The sequence below is a fragment of the Cecembia calidifontis genome (assembly GCF_004216715.1).
In the GTDB taxonomy this organism is placed as follows: Bacteria; Bacteroidota; Bacteroidia; order Cytophagales; family Cyclobacteriaceae; genus Cecembia_A; species Cecembia_A calidifontis.
In genome coordinates this window covers 3,968,627-3,993,250 of the sequence record NZ_SGXG01000001.1, presented here as the reverse complement: position 1 = coordinate 3,993,250, position 24,624 = coordinate 3,968,627, and the positions used below count along the sequence as shown (strand labels likewise).

The following is a 24,624-nucleotide window of genomic DNA, read 5'->3' as shown; positions in this document are numbered from 1 at the left end:
ATGTTTGAATCATTTACCTATGAAGTCAATGTCCATTGGCAAAATGGAAGAATCGGAAAGATGAGTTCTCCTGAACTTGAACATTCTTTTTCATGTGCTACGCCTCCCGAATTTCCGGAAGGTGTTCCGGGAATCTGGTCTCCTGAGCACCTGTTTACTGCAGCAGTCAACAGCTGTTTTATGACGACGTTTCTTGCCGTGGCAGATAATTACAAATTAAAATATGAACATTTCTCCAGTCAGGCATTTGGAAGGCTTTCCAGAGAGTCAGGCAAATGGATGATGACAGAAATAGTGCTTAAGCCCGAGTTGACCATTTGTACAGAGGAGTCTGAAAGTAAGGCGTTAAAAGTATTGGAAAAATCTGAAAATGCTTGTCTGATTTCTAACTCTATTAAGACCATGGTCATCATGGAACCTCAAATTTTGGCTTCAGAAATGTGTGTGTAAATCATGTGTTTTCGGTGAATGAAAGGGTGAGGTTCTTGACTTCACCTTTTTTTAATTCCTCCAAATGGTTTTCACCGGAAAATCAAATTTCTCATGGGTATATACTTTCTTTATACTTTCCGGTAGCTTGGAAATGCTGCCTTTGTCTCCGACATAATGCTGAAGGTAGTAGTTGCCTTGGTATCCTTTTTCCTTAAGGAACTTGGCCATGTTAAAAAGGTCTTCCTCACTGATTAGCCAGCTGTGGAGGGTGGTTCTTACTTCAAAATTGATGTTGCTGTACAGCAGGATATCCAGACTTTCTACAAATTCACCGTAAAGCTGGGAGGCTGTTATTTTCTGATAAGCTCCAGGCAGGGCTTTAAAGTCCAAAGCGACGTAATCTACCAGTTTCTCTGCGATGAGGTTTTCCAAAACGTGCGGTCTGCTGCCGTTGGTGTCGATCTTCACCTTCATGCCCAATTCTTTGATTTGATGGGCTAACCACAGGACATCCTGATGGAGGGTGCATTCCCCTCCACTGAATACAACCGCATCCAGAAGATTTTTTCTTTTCTCCAAAAACTGAAGAATATCCCCATAGCTAAGTTTCCCTTTGCCTGCTACAATTTCAGGATTGTAACAGTATCCACAACGCATGTTACAGCCTGCAAACCAAAGGATGCAGGCCGTATGGTCAGGATAGTCCAATAATGTAAAAGGGGTAATGCTATAAATGGGTCTAGCAGTATCTGTCCTTTTCTTCTTTGAAATGTTCCCGTTGCTTGTGTTCACCTTTTTTTCCAATGTTAAAACTTTCTACTGGCCTGTGGTATCCCATTACCCGGGTATAGACCAAACATTTGGTTCTTTTATCCCTGTTGGCTTCCAGCCAGGTTTGGGTTTCAATTTTTTCAATTGTTGCTTCATTTGTTTGCATAACTTAAGAGGTTTTATGGTTAATTTGATCTAATAGAATTTCATCACATTTTGGGCAATATTCATGTTCACCATTCAGGTATCCATGTACAGGACAGATGCTGAATACAGGAGTTACCGTAATGTAAGGGAGTTTAAAATTGGAGAGGACCTTTTTGACCAGATTGCGACAAGCTTCCGGCGTGGAAAGTTTTTCCCGCATGTACAAGTGCAGGACGGTTCCCCCTGTATATTTACACTGTAATTCATCCTGAAGCATCAAGGCTTCAAATGGATCATCTGTGAAATCCACGGGTATTTGAGAACTGTTGGTATAATAGATGTTTTCGCCAGTCCCAGCCTGAATAATATCCACGAAGCGTTTACGGTCTTCTTTGGCAAAGCGATAAGTAGTACCTTCGGCCGGGGTGGCCTCCAGGTTGTAAAGGTTTCCAGTTTCTTCTTGGAATTCTTTCATCCTATTTCTGATGTATTCCAGAATTTCAGTGGCAAACTGCTGCCCAAAATCTCCTGTTATATCTTCATTTTCAAAAGTGAAATTCAATATCATTTCATTCATTCCATTGACTCCAATGGTGGAGAAGTGGTTTCTGAAATTTGGTAGGTACCTTTTGGTGTAAGGGTAAAGTCCTCGATCGTACATTTCCTGAATAAAATTTCTCTTTTTCTCCAAGGTAGATTTAGCAATGGCCATTAAGGTGTCCAGTCTGTCGTAAAGCCCTTGTTTGTTTCCCCTATAGATATATCCCAATCGGGCCATATTGATGGTGACTACTCCAATACTTCCGGTCATCTCTGCTGAGCCAAAAAGACCATTGCCCCGCTTCAATAGTTCCCGCAGGTCCAACTGTAGCCTACAACACATACTGCGGACCGCATTGGGCTTATAGGCTTCGGGGTTTTCTATTTTATTTCCATTTTCATCATACATGTATTGACTTCCAATAAAGTTTTGGAAGTAGGAAGAACCAATTTTGGCAGTATTCTCAAAAAGCAAGTCTGTATTTTCTCCATACCAGTCAAAATCTTCTGTGATATTGACGGTAGGAATAGGAAATGTGAAGGGCTGTCCGGAGGCGTCTCCTTCTGTCATTATTGTGTAGTAGGCCTTATTGATCATGTTCATTTCCTTTTGGAAATGCTTATAAGTCAATTCTTCTACATGATTGACCCCTCTACCTATCACCCTGATCAAAAACCCGGGATCCTCCAATCCTTTGAAAAGGTGAAGGTCATTTTTAGTGGGAATTTGATCTTTGAGGTCCTCCGGAACCACCCAGTCCAAAGTGATATTGGTAAAAGGGGATTGTCCCCATCTTGCGGGAACATTTAAGTTGTATACAAAAGAACGAATGGCTTTTTCTACGTCTTTTTGACTTAAATTGTCTTTGAAAACATAAGGCGCCAGATAAGTATCAAAAGAACTGAAGGCCTGTGCACCGGCCCATTCGCTTTGAAGTATCCCGAGAAAATTGGCCATCTGTCCAAGCGCCTCACGAAAGTGGGAGGGGGGCCTACTTTCCACCCTTCCCCGTACACCGTTGAAGCCCTCATTGAGTAACACCCTGAGAGACCATCCGGCACAATAGCCGGTAAGACAATCCAGGTCGTGAATGTGTATGTCCCCATTGCGGTGGGCATAGCCTTCTTCCTTGTTGTAGATTTTGTCCAACCAATAATTGGCGATGATTTTCCCGACAACATTATTTACCAATCCTGCATTGGAATAGGAAGTGTTTGCGTTGGCATTGATCCGCCAATCGGTTTCCATAATGTATTCCTCTATGGTCTGCGTGCTGTCCACATAGGTGGTGTCTTCATTAAGCCCGGCCACGTGTTCCCGTTGCATTTTCCTGGTGTGCCGGTAAAGCATAAAAGAGCGCATGACATTGAAGTAGCCAGATTCAAACAATTGCTTTTCGATAATGTCCTGTATATCTTCTACTGCCCAGGTGGTTTGCTGATCAAGCTTTTTCAAAATTTGTTGGAATACAACCGGATCGTAAGGTTTATGAACGCTTTGAAATCCTTTTTTTAAAGCATCTTCGATTTTAAAAGCTTCGAAAGGGGCATATTCCCCGTTTCTCTTAATGACAAATTGATCCATATTTTTGTGGTTTGCGCGGTGGAAATGTATAAAAACATGGACAAGGTAAGGATTAGAATAAGGTTGGTATAGGGCTTTGGTCATGTTTGAACTTGACTTAAATCAGGGAAAAAATTTTTCATAAAATTAGGTCGAACAAGTATTAAAGGATAATTTTGTCTTTCATTTTTCAAGGTGCTTTTTTTGCAAATTCAACCTAATCGTATAACTTTTAGGGGATGAATATTCAAAGCTCTGGCAAAGAAGGAATCCCTGGTTTGAGGAAATGGTAGTACCTGCATTACAGGAAAAGATTAAAAAGTTGATCTGATCCAGCGGATCAAGACTTTCTCAATAAAGTAGGACATTTACCTCTTGATCAGGTTAAAAGGCAACATGACCAGATTTCTAATGAAGGAAAAGGAAAGGTCTATGGCAAAGCCCAGTAACCTGAAAGGCAAAACCAGCAGCCATACAATGGGATACAAGATGATGGCCAATAAGGCCAGCGGCCAGCAAATCACGATAAGAATAAGCCAAAGTAAGAAAGTTGCCATGGTGTTTTTTGTAATTATTCTTTCAAATGCAATGCCATCCAGGAATTCGTTTGAAATTTCGCAAAAATTCAGCATTTGAAATAGCGGTCTGTCCATTTTTGGACGAAAATTGGTGATATGTTCGCTTTAAAAACCAATGAAGTTTTCATTTATCCTGACATAAATCATATTCTGAGGATTTTATATACCCTACTTTTGTCTCTTTACCATATTCAATTAGTTAGTTAATAGCATTCATTAAATTTCCTCAAGCATGTCATCACCTCACACTTTTCATATACCGGTCATGGGACTGGGTTTTACTGTAGATTCACCCATTAAAGTTGCCCAATTTGGAATATCTTCTGTAGTATCCATTATGGATGACCACCTGTTGGAAGATATGCGAAGGTATTATTCCAGGACTTACCAAATCCCATATTTGCCCATTGATGAGGGCAGTGAAGACTATAGAGCGAAAAGGGTCACGGCCTACCTTAACTTGCTTCAGGAAGTGGTTGACCAACAGGTTGAGGTATTAAAGCAGGCTGATTTTGAAAGCAGCCGCGAAATCAACCAATATTTTCAACTTCTGCCTGAGCAGCACCCTGCGACGGAATTGTATCAGCAGATGATGAATTCTGAAGGAAAGCAAAGACAAGTCTTGCAGGAAAAACTTCGGGAATATATTCAGCCCGGTCAAATTGATGTCAATATCATGACCAAAGTGGATAAAATCAATTATAATAAAGCCGGAGAGGCCTTGCCGCGGGAATATTCAGATGCCCTTTCTGCATTGAGAGGATTTGCAAATAGCAAAGCCAAAGGTTCGGTGGTATTTTCTGCGGGATTGAATCCTGCCCTTTTTGCCTATGCAGAGCAGTTTGAAGACTTTTTCCCTGACCAAAACGGTCATATCAAGAAAGGAATCATCCTGAAAGTATCAGATTATAGATCAGCCTTGATTCAGGGAAGATTTTTGGCCAAAAAAGGCCTTTGGGTGTCTGAGTTTAGGATTGAATCGGGGTTGAATTGTGGAGGACATGCTTTTGCTACGGATGGCTTGTTGATTGGCCCCATTTTGGAAGAGTTTAAAACCAATAGAGATTCACTCACCCAAACACTTTGGATCAGTTGTCAGCAGGTTTTGCAAGAAAAGGGAATGCCGGAAATGCCGGTTGGATTAAAACCAAAAATCACCTATCAGGGCGGTATAGGCAATGCCCGTGAAAACCAGTTTCTGATGGAATATTATGAGCTTGATGGCACAGGTTGGGGCAGTCCATTTTTACTTGTTCCAGAAGCGACAAGTGTAGACGAAGATACTTTGCAGAGATTGATCAATGCCAGAAAATCAGATTTTTATCTGAGCCATGCTTCTCCACTTGGCGTTCCGTTCAATAATCTTCGAACCAGCAGTGGAGAGGATCAAAGAAAGTCCAGAATAGCCAAAAACAGACCAGGTAGCCCTTGTTACAAGAAATTCCTGACATTTAGTACGGAATTTTCAACCAAGCCCATCTGTACGGCTTCCAGAGAATACCAAAACTTAAAAATCAAAAAATTCGAAGCCGGCGAAACTTCCAAACAGGAACTCGATGAAGTGCAGGAAAAAGACTGTCTTTGTGAAGGACTGAGTGCTCCTGCTATATTGAATGCAGGAGGAACACCTAAGCGGAATTTGAATGCGGTAACCATTTGTCCAGGACCTAACCTTGCTTATTTCAAAGGTATATTCAGTCTTAAAGAGATGGTAGACCATATTTATGGAAAAATCAACCTTAATCTTGACCCTGAAAGACCTCATGTCTTCATTAAAGAACTTCAACTTTATGTTCAGCACTTAAAAGTAGAAATAGAAAAAACCATTCCTGAAAAGACTGCCAAATACGAATCTTACATTGAAAAATTCAAAAAGAATCTGCAGGATGGGATTCAATATTACCAAGAGTTGTCAGAGCAGATTTCTTTGGATACAGAGGAGATTTTGGACAAGATGAAAGTTCAGCTGGAAGGTATAAAAGAGGAAATTCAAGGCCTGGTTCCACAACTCACCTAATGTTCTAAAATCAATGTTGAGCATTACCAAAATTTTCACCTTTGAAACTGCCCATAGAATCAGTTCCTATCAAGGGGCCTGCCAGCATATTCATGGGCACAGTTATAAATTGCACGTTACCATCACTGGAGAGGAAGTTGGAGAAGATGACATGTTATTGGATTTCAAAATTCTCAAGCAAATAGTCAAAGATGTCATCGTAGATCCCATAGACCATGCCATCATGCTCAAAAGGAATGAGGTGAATGAACGGGATTTTGGAAAAATGGAGGAAAAAATATTCTGGATGGCTTCGGAACCAACAGCTGAGAGAATGTTGGAATGGATGGCGAATCAGCTCCAACAAAAATTGCCCAACCAAATCCATTTAAAAAGACTGAGGTTATTTGAAACTGAAAATTCTTTTGCAGAATGGGAAAAATAATAAAAGATATATTTGTCCGATAATAAAGTATTCGTATCTTTGAATTGTTACACAAGGGAGTCAAATGGCTCCCTTTTCAAAAAACATATAAAGGATAAAATTATCCTTTAATATACTTCATGTTTATGAAAAGTTTCGAAGAATTCTCCTTACGGGAAATAATGCAGGCAGATTCAAGAGCAGAAAGTGTATTTCGTTCTATTGGAGTCAATACCATGTTGGAAAAGGAAAAAACAGTGAAGGAAATATGCACGAACTACCTCATTCACCCGGAAGAGGTATTGGACCAAATAGTGGAAGAGCTTTATAAATATTCTTATAGATAGAATCAAAAAAATATAACCATGAAGGCTCTAAAACCAATCTATTTGTTTCCATTTGTCCTGATAGCTTTAGTCACAGGAATGGTTGGAGGGTGGATCCGCATTGGCTATACTGAAATTGCAATATCAGGATCAGCTGCCAATCATGGTATCTTAATGGTCGGAGGATTTTTAGGCACCTTGATTTCTTTAGAGAGAGCCATGGTGATGAGGCATAAGGTTTGGTTAGTTGTTCCGTTGATAAGTGGATTATCCATCCCGGTTTTGTTGTTGCTGGGATGGCCCACTTTCGGAATAACTATGATGTTGTCTGCAAGTTTAGGACTGATGGGTATTATGTACTTGCAGAGTTTGCGTCATCCTGCTTTATATCAATATGTAATGAGTGTTGGGGCATTGTCCTGGATGTTGGGTAATTTTTCGTTGCTGTATACAGGTTTTGTCCCAGGTGCTGTGCCTTGGTGGATTGGATTTGTGCTGTTCACCATTGTTGGAGAGCGTTTAGAATTGAGTAAATTTTTACCTACGCCTGTCATCGCCAAAAAAGCATTGGTTTGGCTATTGGCGGCCTTCTTTATTGGTCTTTGGTTACCGTTTCATGATTATGGTAATTGGTTGATGGGAGCTGCAATCATTTTTATGTCATTTTGGTTACTGCATTTTGATATGGCCAAAGTGGCTGCTCAGAAAAGCAAGCAATTTAAATATATAGGAATAGGTCTCAGGGTGGGTTATTTTTGGCTTACCCTACATGGTATCATCCTGACATTCATGACCGCTCATAGTTTCCACTATGATTTATATATCCATACTTTTTTCCTTGGATTTACTTTTTCCATGATTTGGGCACATGCTCCGATCATTTTACCCATGATTCTTAATATTAAGATAAACTTATACCACCCCATTCTTTGGATTGGATGGAGCATTTTCCAACTGAGTTTGTTAGGCAGAATTTTGAGCAGTGTCTTTGGAATATATGAATGGCGGACACTCTTCGGAGTGATCAATGGCTATTCAATATTGGCTCAATTTGCCTTAATGGCCGGAATTGTATTCTATAGTAAAGTCACAGAAAAAAAACTAAAAGTAGTTTCCAACCGACCAATAGAAAACAATCATCATCTCAAAACTACGAAACATGAAATGGACAGCGTGATATAAATCACAGATTCATGTCAAATGAACACTAACTTTGTAAGTTTAAAATGTACAAAAGTATCTCCCATATCCTGCTATCAATCGTCATCCTGTTGAATGGTATGGGGTACTCTTTGATTCAGGCAGATTTTGTGCTCAATAGGGAGACTATTTCAGAATTGTTTTGTATCAATCAGGATAAACCTGAACTGGCCTGTGATGGTAAATGTGAACTGGACAGAAGGTTAGGAGAGGCCCAGGAACATGAGGAAAATAGAAAAACTTTTGTACAGGAAGAAGTATTGCTGATGTATACTTTACCGGCAAAAGGATACCACATTGAAACATATTGGAAAGAATTTCATCCGATTTTTGGGGTTTTGGATGTATTTGAAATTGATTTTCTAAACGACAAGGATTTTTTTCACCCGCCACGGAGCTAATCTTAATCTATAATGGATTTTTAGGTCATTTTGCTTGATGTGTCAGCCCTAGGGTTTAGTGAGACACTGCGCTAAAATGATAAAAACCTGTTTCTTGTTTCAAGTACAAGAAAAAAGATGGGGTATGCTTACCCAATAAACCATTCATTCATTAAGAATTTTCAGTTATGAAAACATATCATTTTTCCCTCAAAAATATATTTGTGGCTTTGGCATTCTTTGCCTTAATGGTAAGTACAACAGAGGCCCGGCAATCATCTTCATTTCAAGTTCTCGATCACAACACCCATGAACCCATTATTGGTCTAATCTATCATTATGCGGACCAAAAAGGGGTCTCGGATGATAATGGTTTTATCAAACTGACTTTTGTTACAGGAGAAATACTTCATCTAAGTCATGTCAATTATGGTAAGTGGAGCTTGAATGAAGAACAAGTACAACAGCTTTTGTTAAGTAGTAAGCTTTACCGACAAGAGCAACTCTTCAACTTACAACCTATTTCAGTGATTTCACTGAAAATGGCTGATGAAAAAGATAAAAAAATTGTCATCTCAGACCAGGAAAGGCTTCATCATGATGCCGGAGCCATCCTGAACCTGAATCCGGTAGTCAATGGTATCCGCAAAAGCGGTGCTTTTGCTTTTGATCCGGTGATGCGGGGATTTAAATACGATCAGTTGAACATCGTCATAGATGGTCTTCAGTCTGCAGCCGCAGCTTGCCCAAACCGAATGGATCCACCTACTTCACAAATAGCCCTGAACAGGATTAAGCAGGTTGAAATTTTGAAAGGACCACACGCCCTAAGGTATGGCATTGGATTGGGAGGAACGATTAATTTTATCCAGGAAGATCCTCATTTTTCAATGGATAAAGGGGTATATGGCAGGTTTTCTTCCATGTATGAATCCAATGGGAATGTGTTTAGAAATGAAGGAAGAGTGGGTTTCCATGGTCAAAATCATGATATCGGAGTAATGGGTTCTTGGTCCAAAGGAACAGATTATGTGGATGGGGATGGCAATGCAGTTCCTTCGAGTTTTATGAGAGGAACAGTGGGGATGTACGGTGATTTCAGAATAGGGTCCAGGGATTTAATACAGGTCACGGTAAACAGAAATTTTGCCAGAGATGTGGATTTTCCAACTTTGAACATGGACCTTAGGTCTGATGATACCTGGATGGCCAGTATCAGACATACCAAAACCCATTCCGGTCCCCATCTTCAGAAATGGACCACCTCTGCTTATGCTTCTTTGGTAGATCACCTGATGGACAATAGGTTGAGAGAGCTGAGTCCAAGAATGATGAATGCCACTACTCCTGCCAAGACCGAGCATATTGGTGCAAGGACAGAAGGGACCTGGCAATTGGGTAAAGCCAAACTATTTACCGGCGCTGACTTCAGGACTGAGGCAGCGGAAGGAATAAGGGAAAGAGAATTTTTGATGGGGCCTAATGCGGGAAAAATATTTTATGACAATGCCTGGCAAGACTCTAGAATTAACAAAACAGGGTTGTTTGGATCATACCATTTACCTGTAGGCGAATATGTGTTTAGTTTGGCGGGTCGCTTGGATGTGAACCAGGCTCAGGCCAATGACAATGCAGTGGAGTTTGTGCAGGTAAATCCTGAGACTTCTGTCATTCAACTAAATCCTGGAATTTCCAGTGGTTTAAAAAGAGATTTGGGCGATAAGTTCAATGTAGGTCTTTGGTTGGCAAGGGTTCAACGCAGTGGAAGCATTACTGAAAGGTTTATCAATTATTTCCCAGTTGGAGTAGATCCTTATGAAATGGTTGGGAATTCTGCTTTAAGACCTGAAACCAACAATCAGATTGACTTGGTTGTGGGTTACACACAGTCCAAAATCCAGGTGGAATTGAGCTTGTTTTCTGCTTATTTGACGGATTATATCACCGCAGAGCGGATCAATGTGCCCCCAAGAATCCCAAGCAGTCCCGGTGTAAGGCAGTTTGTCAATGTGGATGAGGCCTTAAAAACGGGATTTGAAATGGCTGTTTCCCATGACCTGGGATTAGGCATAAGGCAGCAACTGATGATGGCCTATACGTATGGCAAAAATTTGACTGGCAATGAAGCCTTGCCGGAAATTGCTCCTATGGATATCAGGTACGCGCTAATGGGAAATCACCTGAACAATAGACTGCACACTGCTGTCCGCTTGAGATATGTTATTGCCCAAAACAGGATTTCTGAAAGTTTTGGAGAGACCACTACACCCAAATTTAACCTATTGGACATAGATGCCAGTTATGCCTTTACTTCTCAGGTATCCCTAAAATTGGGAGCGCATAACCTGTTCAACCAAAGTTACTATGAACACCTCAATAGGCCAATAGGTCCCAATAGGGTTCCGCTTTTTGCGCCAGGAAGGAACTTCTTTGCCATGATCAGTGTGAAATTTCCATAAACATACTTTCGATAATTTAAAAAACCGGTTCCTTTTGGCACCGGTTTTTTTTAATGGCAAATAAGTTCAATAACCTAAATTATACCCAAGAGGGTATAGCGTTGAGATTGATTAAATTTTTTATACCCGATAAGGTATAAGGAGTTGATTAATGAGAGGTTTGAGGATTTAAAGTAGAATTGATCCATTTGGGATTTATTCTTACTTTTTTTTGCAGTAAATCTAACTTTTACTTCACCATTTTCTGCTTCCCATTAAGCTCATATGGCTGAATCAAGACTTCTACCGGCAATCCTAAGAGCTCGTGAAGGTTTCTGATCATATCTATGGTCAAAGCTCGCTTACGGTTGAGTACAAGGCTTACAGTGGTCTTACTGCCAATAGCAGGAATCAAGTCTTTATCCTTTAGCCCTTTCATTTCCATGGCTTCTTTGATGGCAGTAATAGGTTCAGGCAATGCGATAGGATAATGCTCTTTTTCATACTTGTCTATTAACGTAACCAATAGCTCTGCTTCCATACCTTCAGAACTATCTGGATTGGAATCAAATATTGAAGAAAGCCTCTTTAGAGCTTTTTCATATTCTTGTTCTGTGGTGATAGGTTTATCCCATTTCATATTTACGACTTGACCTTGAGGTTTCTATTTAATACGCTAATGACTAATTTTTTAACAGTATCCATTTCATCAGGCTTACTTGATGCAATAAACAAGGTTAAGCTTGCCAATGCATCATTGCTAATGATAGTATTTTTTTCACTGTCGTAAAGGAGGCCGTTGACCTGTAAAAAGAGAAGAAAACATGCAGCTGCAATTCTTTTATTTCCATCTACAAAACTATGATTCTTCACTATCAGGTATAGAAGTGTAGCTGCCTTTTCCTCAAGGCTAGGATAGAAGTCCTCATCATCAAATCCTTTACTGATCTGCGAAATAGCGCTTTCAAAACTACCGTCCTTTTCTTTACCAAATACACCTGATTCAAAATCTGATTTCATAGCGAATATGACCTTCTTATAATCTTCAAGTTCTGGAAACTTTGCTCTTGTTTTGGTTAGTCCTTTTTTATCTAAATTTTCATGATCATAATCATCCAATAATTCCAATCCTGTTGCAAAGTGATGAAGCCAATCTAAATTTTGGTCTTCTGCTTTCTGTTCTATAACCCTACTTAGAATCCGAATTCCATCTTTTAAAGTTTGAACTTCTTGCTGTTTTTGTTTTAGTCTTTGTTCATTGATGGCATAACCTTGCACTAAATAAGCTTTAAGTTGCTGTGTAGCCCATTGACGGAACTGAGTCCCTTGTTTTGAGTTAACTCGGTAACCGACAGATAAAATCAAGTCTAGGTTATAAAACTCAACTTCTCTTTCAACCCTTCTTTTACCTTCTGTTTGAACTGTTGCATTTTTTGCAACAGTTAACTTTTTATCTAATTCTCCTTCACGATAAATGTTTTTAATATGTCTAGAAATAACAGACTTGTCTCTCTGAAACAATTCCGAAATCTGCAATAAAGACAGCCAAAAAGTTTCACCTTCAAACCTTACCTCGATCTGAGTCTGACCATCATTACCTTGATAAATTTCGATTTGGTTATTCATAAAGCTTACTGTCTATCAATAGATAAACATTTGATTAGAGTAATTTACAATTAATCTATTTAAGTGTAATTGATTTTACCTCAATCTTAATATCTGCTCCCTAAAAGCCCTCTCAAACTTGGGTAAGTTCTCAATAAAGAATTGGTTCATTTGATCCCAATCTTCTTCATTGAAAAAACAACTTAACAGCATCGAGAAAGTCCTTGACTACATCCAATGGCATCTTCCAAACTGCCTCCTTTGTAATGGATACCCATGTTTCAAGACTGGCTTTAGCATCGGGGTGCTTTTCATAGAAGTTTACCAGATTCCTTAAGGCAATGATGTTTTTCAATGGGTTACTTTTATGAACTGTGGAAGTTAGAAAAAAGTTTTCAATTTGAAAACTTTAAAAATTAAATTCTTTCATTCAAAAATTAATCAGTTACTTCAAACTGGGTCTTGGAGTATACTTATCAAAAAGTTTAGGGATTGATTTTTCATCAAAAAGCTTTGCCAAATCATGTTGACGTTGAATAGTAGAAAAAACAATAAAAAACATCAGAATCGATTTCAGTTCATACCAATTATACTCCTGTTGCCAGTCCAAGTGCGTATCAACATGGTTGTTAAAAAGTTTATGTAATACATATCGAACACCTTCATCCTTTAGTGTTGAACTGTAGGCAGCCAGTTTAATTTTGAATTTCATATTCTGCAAACTAACTAATTCATGGCCTTCCTGTTGGTGGAGATAATTGAGTTCTTCCTGAAATTGATTTTTAAAATAAGGATAACACTCCGGAAACATCCATTTTCCAACATCTGCAAGAATTATTTTATTCGCCATATCCTTCAATGATTTTGATTTCATCATCTGTCAACCCATACAGTTCATAAACCAATTGGTCGATTTGGTTTTCCAAGTCATTGGTGTTGGCTGTTGGATCTTGTTTTTTGGTTTCAATTATGGATTGAGCTAAAAGGCTGATTTTGTTATCAGTTGGATAGCAAATGCTAAAAGTTTCCACATAAGCTTTGGACATCGAAAAGTAGCCCCCTCTCACTTTAGAGACAATTGAGCTAAAAAAGAACCTTGCTAAAGAAGAATTTAGAATCCCCAAAAGAATCAAGTCATCCGAAGGGATCATAAATGAGGTTTTATTCAGATAAACACCACCTTCAACTATACAAAACTGATTTTCAAAAGATGTTTCTGCCCAAACAATTTTATTTTTTTCAAACTCACCATAATAATCACATGCTCTTAGTTCCCACCAGTAATCCCCTTTATCGGTTCTTTTTTCTGCCTTGGCTTTGAAAGGCCAAAGATGTTTTGTAATCGCAGGATAGTTACTTTTTATCCATTCCCATGCATTATCATAGGGCATATCCCCATATCTAGGAGGAGGTTCAGAGGCTATATAATTGGCGTTCCCTTTTGGAAGATTCCGTTTAATAGTAAAACCTTTCGGAAACAAGATCAAAAATTTATCAGCTTTAGGTGTTTGGTATCGCTTAATATCTCTACCTGCCAAAAATGGCTTTATCACATCAGCGCTTCTTGCATCTTCTGCAATTAATCGATTTTTAGTTTCGCTATTAATTATAAAGGCTTCGTTTAGTGCTGTTTTAATTCCATAAAAAATTTTCCCATTGACATATTCACCTAATGGTTTTCCTTTGCTTCTCAGTTTCGAAAGAAGAACTTGTACATTGGTGTCAGATAGAGTCCAGCCTTCTGATGATAGTTCAGTTACATTTACTAGGATATTATTATCTTCAATGTAATTATCCAACCCGTCTTCAAATTGTAAAGAGTCCACAATACAAGCTTTAAAAACTAATTCTGCTCGATTCTTCCTTAGTTGAATGATACAAGGATAAGTCGTTGCCTCTTCAAAAACCGGTGAATCACCAAAGTCGATTAACTGATGAATTTCTTGGTTAGCTACAAATTCTCTGAGTTTTTTACCATACCCAGCACGCATCCATTTGTTAGGTATGATATAAGTAAACTCCCCTTTTGATTTTAAAAGCTTAAAGGCAAGTTCAACAAAATATACAAAGAGGTCTGCTGTACCAGTACCTGTTTCTTGAAAGATAGCGAGCAAATAATGTTTAAATTCGGAAAATTCCTCCTGTCTTATATACGGCGGATTCCCAATCACCACATCAAAACCCACAAAGTCTCCTGTTTCATTTAAAACCTCTGGAAACTCAAACCTCCATTCAAAGGCATTTTCATATATCTTGTTGTTTTTGATTTCCTCAATTTCAATAGTAAGCTTTTCTAACTCTTCTTCTATTTTTTCAATCTTCTTCTTGCGGTCCTTTTTTTCTTTGGCGGATATTTCAAACAAACCGGTTTGCATGGTGAGATTGTAAAGTTCACCTCCAAGTTTGGCCTTCCGCTTGATTTTAGGATCATTCTTGGCTATTTCAGAACGGAAATCTGATTTGATTTCAGCTATCAACCGCTCCATTTCCCGCTTTTCTTCTTTGCTTTGGGCGTTCCTGTAAGTCATCACAGCCAGTCTATAGCTATCAATCGAGTACTTACTTTTCCTCAAAGCCTCACTTAAGTCCGAGTCTATGGCAAAACGACTGACCAAGGAATTCCCACATTTGATATTGATATCAATATTGGGGAGGGTTTCCAGTGCTTTCAGACCTGTCAGGTTTTCAAAACCTGACAGGTCTTGCTTGTAATAGGCATTCTTTAACAACTCAATCCAAAGTCGTAATCGACAAATCTTTACAGAATTGGGGTTGATATCTACTCCAAAAAGACAGTTTTCGATGATGGTCTGTTTTTCTAGGAAAAGCGTTTCCTGGATTCTTTGACTGTCTTTGTTCAGGTAATTGTATTCAAAAAGGTTTCCTTCCAAGTCCACCATTACCAATTCATCATTGACAACTTCAACAGTATGACTGCTGATTGGCTCAAAGTTTGCATCAACCAAGATTTTTAACCCAGATTGCAGCTTTTAGGGGTTAAAAAAGAAAATTTCGGGAAATTTTCTTTTTTTTAGCTCCGATTACCCGTACCCCCCTACGTGATTTTTTTTCTACGGGCTGTATAATGCCATTTTTTGGTTTGTAGTACACAAGGGGTATTGCATCTTGGGGTTCAATACCAGTACTTTACACCATGTATTTCAAGTTCTCTTTACGTAAACATCCCGATTCGGGAAGACTCAGCGGATACTACCGGCTGGTGGAAAGTTACCGTAATGCTGACAACAGGGTGTGTCATCGCACTATCCTGAATATAGGTTTCATGGAGGATGCTGCGCCCGAGCAGCTCAACAAAATACAGAAACACCTTACTGAGAAGTATGAGCACAAGGCTTCTCTTTTTGACCTGGAGGAAGATCCAATCGTCAGACGCTATGTTGAAGACTTCTGGAGTCGGATCGTGTCTTCCAAGAAGCTGGATATCAAATCGGAACAGCAACTGTCACGGATGGTGGATATGGATACCATCCAGCACAGTAATGCCAGAGAAATAGGAGCAGAGAATATTGCTTTCCAGACATGGGAGAAGCTGCAGCTTACACCTTTATTACTTTCGGCGGGATTCAGCGCCGAAGATGCAAGTCTTGCAGCCACACAGGTTGTATCCCGTGCGGTATACCCCGCTTCCGAACTCAAAACTGTCCGTTGGATAAAGGAAAACTCGGCAGTCTGTGAGCTTACGGGCTATGATATGGATAAAATAACCAAGGACAAGCTGTACAAAAGTGCGCTTGAGCTATACAAAGTCAAAGATTCACTCGAAAAGCACCTTTCCAAACGTACCAATGAACTCTTTGATCTACAGGATAAGATCATCCTTTATGATCTGACCAACACCTACTTTGAGGGAGAAAAACCGAACAGTAAGCTGGCACAATACGGGAGGAGCAAGGAAAAAAGAAAAGACGCAAAACTTGTTGTGCTGGCACTGGTAGTGAATGTGGAAGGGTTTATCAAGTACTCCTCTATCCTGGAAGGAAACATAGCAGACTGCAACACACTTGCTGCAATGATTGAAAAGCTTTCCGTCCACACCTGTACAGGACCTGCGGTAGTGGTACTCGATGCAGGCATAGCCACCGAAGAAAACCTGCATCTTATCCAGAGCAAAGGATACAGCTACCTCTGTGTAAGCAGGACAAAACTCAAGGATTATAGCTATGTGCCCGACAGGCTTACAACTCTGCTGGAAACAAAATCAAAGCAGAACATCAGACTCAGAGCCGTGTCCACAGAAAAAAACACAGACTATTATTTGGAAGTCAAAAGCCCTTCCAAAGAGAAGAAAGAGGAAGGCATGAAGCTACAGTTCGAACAAAGGTTTGAACAGGAACTGCAAAAAATACAGCATGCCCTCAACAGCAAGGGAGGAGTGAAAAAAACCGATAAAGTCCACCAGCGCATCGGGAGGGCCAAAGAAAAGTATCCATCAGTCCAGTATTATTATGAGATCACTGTTGAAAGTGACCCTAAAACAGAACAGGCGACAGCAATGTCATGGAAGAAAAACCCGGAACGGGAGCAGGCAAAAGCTGATAATCTGGGCATCTATTTTTTACGGACAAACCTGAACGTGCAGGAGGAGTACATCATCTGGAATATCTATAACACTATCAGGGAAATAGAGAATGCCTTCCGTACACTAAAAACCGATCTGGATCTTAGACCGATTTACCATAAAAACGATGATGCCACCATGGCACATCTACATCTGGGAATCCTTGCATATTGGATAGTCAATACAGTGAGGTACCAGCTCAAGCAGAAGGGAATAAAAAGCTGCTGGGGTGAAATAGTGAGAATAGGAAACACACAAAAGGCCATCACTACTTCAGGGAAAAACACCTATGATAAAGTCATTACCACACGCAAGTGTACAGTTCCAAACAAAAACCTAAAAGAAATCTACGACATCCTTCAGACCAAATACCAACCGTTTACAAAAAGAAAATCCGTAGTACACAAACTTGAACTCAAAAAAACAGAAATACCCAGATTACAGCTACTTACAGGCGGATAGCTGCAATCTGGGTTAATTCGCTCTTGATTGCGATTAACTCATTTAATGCAGAAACCAAAAAATGCCCTGAACCTACCGCTGGGTCCACTATCTTAAGGCTATTGATAATTTGATTGGCAATTCTTCTGACTTCCTTTCTATTTCCGGACCGGATTTCTTCTTGAATATCCTCTTTCAGTTCTTCGAAGCTTTGGCAATTCCAACCTTTGGCTTCATTGAATTTTTGAACCACCGCCTTCCTAATGGTGGTTCCACACATGTACATGGTAATGAAACCGGGTGTGAAAATGGATCCATCCTTATAGCCATTGATTTTCTCGAAGATAAGGCCCAAAACAGAGGCATTTATCAAGGTTTTGTTATCCTCTTGGATATCTTCTGAACCTTCGGAGCTGAAATCGTAGGCATTCAGGAATTCAAACAAATACTCCAAGGTGGATAAGCTTCCAGTACGCCTTTTTCCTTGTTCATTCTTTAGGACCGTAGAAGAAATGATGGGTATGGCTTTTTCATCCCGAAGATTGGAAATAAACAGGGTATCATGTTCCATATCTGTCGGCTCAAAAAGTGAGCTGTTGAGATAGGGAACATTCCCAAAAATCTTTTTGACCTCTTCCGATCTATCCTTATGCTTTTTTGCCAAAACTTTAAAGAACAGACTGTTCAGGTCATCATAATTCTTGATTTTTTCTCAATGCTGTCCTAAATAATTTTTTCTTCTCTAAGAATATTAGCTTAGAGGTAATTGTGAAGTGATTTATTTATAATCTGGAAAAAGAACCCCCTGTGGGTTATATTTTGGGGGTTTGTCATGATCTTCAAAAGGTCTGTCCAGCCAATTTTGCAATTCAATTTTGACGAAAATATTCAATCTGATAAATGCTACTAGATTTGACAGATGCCATCCGTATTTTGCGGATGCTTTCATTGCTTTTAACAGTAAAATTGTAATCAAGGCAGTCCATATCTGTATCATTACTGCGTTTTTTGAAGTTCCAATGAATGTCTTAATGTGGAGTAGCTGCTTAATATCCCTGAAAAAAACTTCAATTTCCCACCTTGATTTATAAAGGTCTCCGATTGTCTGTGCTGCCCAGGTGAAGTTGTTGGTGATGATTTCTATGGTCTGTTGGTTTTTCTCGTCCCAGACTGCCACTCTTCTGAGTTTTTTAGGATACTTAGTCTTAGACTGTGGGTTGGTCAGTTCTATTTCTTGGTCAATTAGAACATGCTGTGCCATTTTTTCTGGCAGTTCCCGTTCGCTGATCACGGTGTAAGCCAGGTTGTCCTTATGCCTTATGACAAAGAATACCCCTTTGCTGTCCCAAATATTTAGCATCGGAAAGTCATTGTAGTACCTGTCTGCGACGATAACAGAACCTTTTTCCAAAGGTATATTGTAAGCACCTTTATTATCCGCTACGCTTCCTTCTGTAATGTTCACATAAGCAGGAAGTTTACCATCATAATCTAACAGGGTATGCATCTTAACAGCGCCCTTTTTAGTGCGGAATGTGGCCCAGTCGAAGACAGAAAGGCAAAGGCTTATGACTGTTGCATCTAAAAGATATACTGGCACCTTGATTTTAAGTTTGACACGCCTGAGTGATGCCTGCTGTCCTAAACTTCCCAAAAGAGAATAATAAAGGTCTTTAAAAAGATCAGCATCTCTCCGCTTGTTCTGATAGCTGATACTTGACTTGGAAGGAGCCTTTGAAATCCCAAGATGGTTTAGGTTCCCCGTAGCTGAACGAAGACCATTGGATATATCTCTTACCGATGTGCTTTTTGCAAAATGACAGAAAAGCATTGATACTAGATGTGTCCAGCTATCAAAACCTTTACAACCTTTATCTGTCTGCTTATCTTGAACCAGTTTTTTGAAAGTTGAACGGTCAATCTTTTTAATAATCTGTGAAAACAATGTAATATTACACATGAGAGGTCTTTGTTTTTGGTGCAAACCCAAAATACACATTTTGGGCAAAAATTCAGACCTCTCATTTTTTATTTAGGACGCTATTGATTTTTTCTAAATTAAGGAATGCATAAGACTTGTCTCCTTTGTGATAGGTCAGTAGTTGTGCTTCTAGTAACTTTAGGAAAAGAATTCTATTGATCCATGTGATACTGAGTTCGAGAGCCACATTGAATAGTCTTTCTTCATGAGTATCGCCGTATTGACTGGGCTTTTGAAGGCGACTGATTTTATCCAAGCTATCCAGTTCAATAATGGCATTTTCGAGAATGGAACCTGCGTTCCTTTCTGCTTCTTTACTTCTTCCGATTAGTTTTTTGCCTCCATCTTTGGTTTCACTTAATCCAATGATGTGTAAAAGTTCACTATAAAACCGTCTGTCTAAGCTATTGCTATCATTGGTAAATGGCAGTTTCAATAAATGTTGTGGCGAGAGCAATTTGAAAAGCGCTATCAGCTTGACATCATCCTTTTTATCTGCATTGCGAAGCGGTTTGTCGTATGTCCTAAGGTCAAAATAAGTAAAAGGTAATTCACCTTCCAGTTTATCAATATCCCGAGCTGCAATTTCCTTGTAGAAAAAGTCAGTAGTCGTACCAGACAAGCTCCCTGCTTCAAAGGCCTTAAAGTCCTTCACCAAGGTTTTATTTTGGGCAAAGGCTTTTTCAAATACTGATGCATCAAACACAAACCATTCATAGATATTGGTCACTACCAGGTATTTGAGCTCTAAGTTATTCTGAGTGATTCGCTCCCTTAAAAAGTATAGAACCAGTTCTTGAAAGGATTTAACGTTAAGACTTTTGATAGTATTAGCTTCAGGGGAAAGAGAAAGCATTTCTGCCTTGTTTGTAGGTTTTTTGGTCTCTATGATAACCCCTACGGAACTCTTTCCATCTTTACCATTATGGATCACCATATCATTTCTACCCTTGGTATTTATGGAGAAATCAGGCTCATAATAAGTTCTTTTGAGAAAGTCAGAGACAATGTTTTTGTGAAACTCCTCTGACTCTTTTTCATTGATCTGATCCAGCAATCGAATCAAATTATCTTTGAATACCTCAATTTGGGTCCTAACAGGTTTTACTTTTAAAAATGCCTTATTTAATGCCTGCCTTGGTTTAAGAAATTTATGGTTCATTTCCCTGATTTGTTATTGAAAAATTCTAACAACCAATTTCCTTGTTTTAGGCCGTATTTGCAATATAAAAAGATTAGTACTTTAGTTTTTTGGTCAGGTATTGACAAAAAATGTCCGAAAAAAACCGGACATTATTAAAAGCTCGGTAGTAAATCCTGTTAGTCAATAAGGGATAATGCTAGAAATCTTTTTTCCTGAACACGCGCATAGCGACCCCCAAAGGCCAGAGCATCCAGATCAGCATCATGGCGGAGGACATCAAGATGCCTTTGGCAGAGCCAAAAAACTGCTGGAAAAATGCCCCGGTATAACCCATCAGGGCTGAAATATCCAGTTGCATCAGCATGATGATCCTGCCCAAGTCCACCGGATTGAAAAACACCAAACCCAAAGTGGTCTTTTCCAAGGGATAATCTGAAAGGGAATAAATCAGATACAGTACGAAACCATCATAGACCAAAGAGAAATAAATCCAAAACGACAAACTGATGCCAATTGCCTTGGCCTTGTCCCTGGTCATCACAGAAGCCATAAATGCCAATCCTGCAAAGACAATACTTAGCCCGATCCCTATACCCAGAAGGGTCAGAACAGTAACATCTGCCCCCCAAAGTATCATGGGAATCCCAAAGCCTATGATGATGGCCAAACTCAGTACCATGATCACCGCCAGAATTTGGCTGAGAAAAACATCTCTTCTTTTGACCGGCTGTGCAAGCATCAATTCTGTAAATTCCAGGTTGTTGAAGAAATGTGTGGTAGCGAAAATGGCAGCAATCAACGGCACAATCATCAGCATGATGTTCAACAAACTCAGGGATACCTTGCTCATATCCTCAGAAACCTGATAGATGGATATGGCGACGAGTATTAAGAACAGGGTGTAAAGGAGGGCAAACCTTGACTTTACGATGTCCAAAAGGGAATATTTCAATAGCTTAAGCATGGCTCATTTCAGTTTTTTTGGTGTTTTTTTTTAAACTCCATTCCATCAGCCTGGCAATGGCAGTGGAGAATCGGTTTTCTCCTGTGATTTCTTTGAGACTGTCCACTGTATCATTGAAAAACACATCTCCTTCAAAGATATAAATCGCATGATTGGTCAATTCTTCCAATTCGCTCAGGATATGGGAAGTGATGATGATCAGTTTGCCTTTTTCACGTTCCCTTTTGATTTTGTTTTTCAGCAGTTCTACCGCTATTGGATCTAGGCCTGCCGTAGGCTCATCCAGGATGAGGATGTCCGGTTGGAACATAAAAGCCAATGCGGCACTTACTTTTTGTCTGGTCCCTCCACTAAGTGTGTGCATGGGTTTGTCCAGCATTTCGTTCAATCCAAAATCATTGACCAATTCCAAATCATAGGCTTTGATTTCAGGTCGTATGTCCTGCATCATGGAGAAAACCTGTCCTATTTTGATGTTCTCAGGATACCTGCCTATCTGTGGCATATAACCGATTTTTGATCGGTAAGCATAGCTTCCATTGATAGCTTCTCCCTGTACCAAGACGTCTCCTGCATTGGGTATGACCATTCCTAATATGATCTTGATCAAGGTGGTTTTTCCGGAACCGTTAGGCCCCATGAGGGCATAGCTGTTTCCTGCTTCAAACTCCAGGTTGAAGTCTTTCAAAACCTCCAGTTTGCCGAATTTTTTATGAATTTGCTGTACGGAAATCATAGGGATTCATTTTAGGTGAATTGTCAATCATGTTTTCCGGAGTAATAGAGGGAATTACTTTTTCCATTCTATCCAGTAGGGTCACCAGAAAACTTCTCCAAAGGATTACTGCAGAAGGTATTTTTTCTACAATTACACTGAACAGGTTGATGGGCCTGTAAGGAATATCGCCTATTCTGTCTTTATTAAGGTCATAACCTTCGTACTTGTCCCAATAATTTTTGGTCAGGGTATTCAATACCACAGAGCCATTGGTGCTGATATCGAAGGTATTTCCTATGAAGTTGTTTGCTTCAAAGGTATTCTGATCGCAGCTGGCCATTAATTTCAAAGCCCAGCCATTTTGATTGAATTCGTTTTCCTGAAACAGGGTCCTGCTGCTTCCTTCCATATAGATGCCAATGGTGTTTTTTCTGAAAATATTTCCAACCACCTCGGAATCTGTAATGTCTTTGAGCAGGATGCCATAGGCACTGGCGCCCCAGTTTTCTTCGAAAATGTTCTCCTTCATCAGGACATTCCTGGTGTACATCACAGCGACACCAGCGCCATTTCTTTTAAAAGTGTTTTTGTAATAGCTGTTATCATGGGAAAACATAAAATGCAGACCATACCTCTTGTTTTCCAGCACCATGTTATGATTGCTTTCTGTGTTGGTAACAAATTCCAAATAGATGCCATCCCTATGTCCCTGAATGAAATTGTTTTCGATAAAAGAATCCTTGCACTTCCAAAGATGGATACCGTTTCCTGTCTGAAATTCCCTTTCCGCTTTGGATATAAGCTTATTGTTTTTGATGGTCAGGTTGGAGGAATTGGAAAAGTGAAGGCCGAAGAAGGTTTGTTCAAGTAGGTTATTGACGACAGAACAGTTTATGGAATCGAAAAATTTGATTCCCGCCGAATCATCCAGATTGGATTTGCCGGTGTTGATGATCCTAAGTCCTTCAATATGTACATTCTCTGCGGCAATGATGAGCACATTGCCTTTATCCATCGCATCTATGGTCGGAAAATCCACCCCAATAAGGATCAAGGGCTTTCTGATGATGATCTCGTGTTCTTGGTAAATTCCCGGCAAAAGTTTCAAGGTATCTCCATCTTTTGCCTGATTGACAGCTTCTTGGATAGAGTCTCCGGGTTTCAATTCTATAATGGCAGCTTGTGCAGGTATAAACCAGATCAAAAGCTGGACCAAGATGATGTGTGTTGTTTTCATGGTTGTTGTGTTTTTGGCCAATCTCCTTAATCTATTAAAGCTCTAGGGCCGGCTGAGGTTTATTTGAACTGGGTAACCAATTCGCCCCAGGCCATATAAACACCTCCGTTTTTGGCCTTGTAAGTTTTCAGGGTTTCATAATCTGAAAATGCCACTATCTGACTGGCCATGGGTGTTTTGAACTGCTCAGACTTTAGATAGAATGCCAAGGTGGCATCAGTCAAAGTCTCAGGATTTTCGTAATCAGTGATGAGCAGGTGTTGTATGCTTTCTTCATTTATTTCTTCAGATTCTAAAAATGACATGAGGCAGTTGACATCATCGAAGATGTATATTTTTCCTTTTTTGGTGACTACCTCTGCTCCGTAATGCGGATCCATCAGTTTCATTTTACAATGATGACAGACATCTTCTCCGTAATTGATAGCCCGGGGTTCAGTACTGCAGGCAGCTAGGACAAGAAGGGAAATCAGTAGCAACAAATGTGTTTTCATGGTGTTGGGATTTAATTAGTTGTGGTCTTTGGTCGGTAGGGCATTGAATTTTCAAGCCAATACTTTTTCCTTTTTACTTTTTAGAATTTCTGTAATCACTGCATAGAGCATCACAGAACCTGCGACGGCCAGTATCCAACCTCCGGTATCAGGACCTGAATAAGCGAGGAAGTTCAATAATTCTTTATAACCCACCAAAGGAGGCTGGTAGGCCATTCCGGGTACTTTTATCGCAGCAGTTGGATCTAGATTGTGTCCATAGTCATATCCCCAGAGGTACATATCCACCAGGACTCCTATTCCTAAAAGCGCAATCATAGCAAAGAAGGCGTATAAAGACCATCTTTTGCCAATTATTGCAGCCAGGAAACCAAAACCTATGATGAATCCAAATATATAGATCAAATAGGTAAATTCCGGAAACATTTCGACCCCAATGTGCTTCATCCCAATATAATGGTTCACGCCATTGATGATGTCCACATCACCGCTCAACCGGTCGATCCAGATTTTCATATTGAGCCCTTCAGGATACTGGGGTGCCCAAAGACTGATCTGCCACAAAGGAGTAAAATAAGCTGAAATCATCAGCGCCGCACATATTGCGATTAGAATCCGGTTAACTGAGCTAATATTTTTCATTTTGTTGGAGTAAGGTACCGCTG

Annotated in this window: 21 protein-coding genes and 3 pseudogenes; 8 read left to right on the top strand and 16 right to left on the bottom strand. The window is 39.7% G+C overall.

What is annotated here, in order from left to right; all coding sequences use genetic code 11:
- The gene (locus BC751_RS17105; RefSeq protein ID WP_009034366.1) at positions 1–450 is read left to right on the top strand and encodes an OsmC family protein; all 450 of its coding nucleotides are present in this window, start codon (positions 1–3) and stop codon (positions 448–450) included.
- Positions 451–501: 51 nt separating this feature from the next.
- Here BC751_RS17105 and BC751_RS17100 read toward each other — a convergent pair whose 3' ends face one another.
- The 3 genes and pseudogenes from BC751_RS17100 to BC751_RS17085 all read right to left on the bottom strand — a co-directional run bounded on the left by BC751_RS17100 (position 502) and on the right by BC751_RS17085 (position 4,011).
- The gene (locus BC751_RS17100) at positions 502–1,224 is read right to left on the bottom strand and encodes an anaerobic ribonucleoside-triphosphate reductase activating protein (protein ID WP_009184413.1); all 723 of its coding nucleotides are present in this window, start codon (positions 1,222–1,224) and stop codon (positions 502–504) included.
- A pseudogene (locus BC751_RS17090) lies at positions 1,172–3,475 on the bottom strand (ribonucleoside triphosphate reductase). The gene BC751_RS17100 and the pseudogene BC751_RS17090 overlap by 53 nt, the downstream one beginning before the upstream one ends.
- A 347-nt stretch (positions 3,476–3,822) precedes the next feature.
- On the bottom strand, positions 3,823–4,011 hold the full coding sequence (locus BC751_RS17085; RefSeq protein WP_040400344.1) for a hypothetical protein: 189 nt from the start codon (positions 4,009–4,011) through the stop codon (positions 3,823–3,825).
- A 253-nt stretch (positions 4,012–4,264) separates the two neighbouring features.
- Here BC751_RS17085 and BC751_RS17080 point away from each other — a divergent pair, with 253 nt between their 5' ends.
- From BC751_RS17080 to BC751_RS17055, 6 genes are all read left to right on the top strand, one after another.
- Positions 4,265–6,049, top strand: coding sequence for a hypothetical protein (locus BC751_RS17080; protein WP_130276700.1), 1,785 nt, complete (start codon positions 4,265–4,267; stop codon positions 6,047–6,049).
- A gap of 13 nt (positions 6,050–6,062) precedes the next feature.
- Positions 6,063–6,473: a 6-carboxytetrahydropterin synthase QueD gene (gene queD, locus BC751_RS17075; RefSeq protein ID WP_130276699.1), complete on the top strand. Its 411-nt coding sequence runs from the start codon at positions 6,063–6,065 to the stop codon at positions 6,471–6,473.
- 125 nt (positions 6,474–6,598) lie between these two features.
- The gene (locus BC751_RS17070) at positions 6,599–6,799 is read left to right on the top strand and encodes a hypothetical protein (protein WP_130276698.1); all 201 of its coding nucleotides are present in this window, start codon (positions 6,599–6,601) and stop codon (positions 6,797–6,799) included.
- A gap of 18 nt (positions 6,800–6,817) precedes the next feature.
- Positions 6,818–7,960 (top strand): hypothetical protein, encoded by a 1,143-nt coding sequence (locus BC751_RS17065; RefSeq protein WP_130276697.1) that lies wholly within the window; start codon positions 6,818–6,820, stop codon positions 7,958–7,960.
- A gap of 44 nt (positions 7,961–8,004) precedes the next feature.
- Entirely contained in the window at positions 8,005–8,379 is a 375-nt protein-coding gene (locus tag BC751_RS17060; protein ID WP_130276696.1) for a hypothetical protein, read from the top strand.
- Positions 8,380–8,546: 167 nt separating this feature from the next.
- A complete protein-coding gene (locus BC751_RS17055) occupies positions 8,547–10,817 on the top strand; it encodes a TonB-dependent receptor domain-containing protein (protein WP_130276695.1) in 2,271 nt (756 codons plus the stop codon).
- A gap of 229 nt (positions 10,818–11,046) precedes the next feature.
- Here the strand turns inward: BC751_RS17055 and BC751_RS17050 are convergent, their stop codons facing one another.
- From BC751_RS17050 to BC751_RS17030, 5 genes are all read right to left on the bottom strand, one after another.
- Positions 11,047–11,436, bottom strand: a complete 390-nt coding sequence (locus BC751_RS17050; RefSeq protein WP_130276694.1) for a helix-turn-helix domain-containing protein — start codon at positions 11,434–11,436, stop codon at positions 11,047–11,049.
- A 2-nt stretch (positions 11,437–11,438) separates the two neighbouring features.
- Positions 11,439–12,422, bottom strand: a complete 984-nt coding sequence (locus BC751_RS17045) for a virulence RhuM family protein/type II toxin-antitoxin system death-on-curing family toxin (RefSeq protein ID WP_130276693.1) — start codon at positions 12,420–12,422, stop codon at positions 11,439–11,441.
- A 166-nt stretch (positions 12,423–12,588) separates the two neighbouring features.
- Complete coding sequence (locus tag BC751_RS17040; RefSeq protein ID WP_242617513.1) at positions 12,589–12,756, bottom strand: type II toxin-antitoxin system HigB family toxin; 168 nt, start codon at positions 12,754–12,756, stop codon at positions 12,589–12,591.
- Positions 12,757–12,846: 90 nt separating this feature from the next.
- The gene (locus tag BC751_RS17035; protein WP_130276692.1) at positions 12,847–13,251 is read right to left on the bottom strand and encodes a hypothetical protein; all 405 of its coding nucleotides are present in this window, start codon (positions 13,249–13,251) and stop codon (positions 12,847–12,849) included.
- Positions 13,241–15,301 (bottom strand): Eco57I restriction-modification methylase domain-containing protein, encoded by a 2,061-nt coding sequence (locus BC751_RS17030; protein WP_130277621.1) that lies wholly within the window; start codon positions 15,299–15,301, stop codon positions 13,241–13,243. The genes BC751_RS17035 and BC751_RS17030 overlap by 11 nt, the downstream gene beginning before the upstream one ends.
- Before the next feature lie 254 nt (positions 15,302–15,555).
- Here BC751_RS17030 and BC751_RS17025 point away from each other — a divergent pair, with 254 nt between their 5' ends.
- Positions 15,556–17,442 (top strand): IS1634 family transposase, encoded by a 1,887-nt coding sequence (locus tag BC751_RS17025; RefSeq protein ID WP_242617492.1) that lies wholly within the window; start codon positions 15,556–15,558, stop codon positions 17,440–17,442.
- A 13-nt stretch (positions 17,443–17,455) separates the two neighbouring features.
- Here BC751_RS17025 and BC751_RS17020 read toward each other — a convergent pair.
- From BC751_RS17020 to BC751_RS16985, 8 genes and pseudogenes are all read right to left on the bottom strand, one after another.
- Positions 17,456–18,133 (bottom strand): annotated as a pseudogene (locus BC751_RS17020) (type IIG restriction enzyme/methyltransferase); the annotation flags it as partial.
- Positions 18,134–18,199: 66 nt separating this feature from the next.
- Positions 18,200–19,420, bottom strand: a complete 1,221-nt coding sequence (locus BC751_RS17015; RefSeq protein WP_242617437.1) for an IS4 family transposase — start codon at positions 19,418–19,420, stop codon at positions 18,200–18,202.
- A gap of 40 nt (positions 19,421–19,460) precedes the next feature.
- Positions 19,461–20,564 (bottom strand): annotated as a pseudogene (locus BC751_RS17010) (DUF7149 domain-containing protein); the annotation flags it as partial.
- 178 nt (positions 20,565–20,742) lie between these two features.
- The gene (locus BC751_RS17005) at positions 20,743–21,510 is read right to left on the bottom strand and encodes an ABC transporter permease subunit (protein WP_130276690.1); all 768 of its coding nucleotides are present in this window, start codon (positions 21,508–21,510) and stop codon (positions 20,743–20,745) included.
- Complete coding sequence (locus BC751_RS17000) at positions 21,503–22,246, bottom strand: ABC transporter ATP-binding protein (RefSeq protein WP_130276689.1); 744 nt, start codon at positions 22,244–22,246, stop codon at positions 21,503–21,505. The genes BC751_RS17005 and BC751_RS17000 overlap by 8 nt, the downstream gene beginning before the upstream one ends.
- On the bottom strand, positions 22,221–23,465 hold the full coding sequence (locus BC751_RS16995; protein ID WP_130276688.1) for a nitrous oxide reductase family maturation protein NosD: 1,245 nt from the start codon (positions 23,463–23,465) through the stop codon (positions 22,221–22,223). Before BC751_RS16995 ends, BC751_RS17000 begins: the two co-directional genes overlap by 26 nt.
- A gap of 59 nt (positions 23,466–23,524) precedes the next feature.
- Positions 23,525–23,959, bottom strand: a complete 435-nt coding sequence (locus tag BC751_RS16990) for a nitrous oxide reductase accessory protein NosL (protein WP_130276687.1) — start codon at positions 23,957–23,959, stop codon at positions 23,525–23,527.
- Between the two features lie 51 nt (positions 23,960–24,010).
- The gene (locus BC751_RS16985) at positions 24,011–24,601 is read right to left on the bottom strand and encodes a hypothetical protein (protein WP_130276686.1); all 591 of its coding nucleotides are present in this window, start codon (positions 24,599–24,601) and stop codon (positions 24,011–24,013) included.
- Positions 24,602–24,624: the final 23 nt, after the last annotated feature.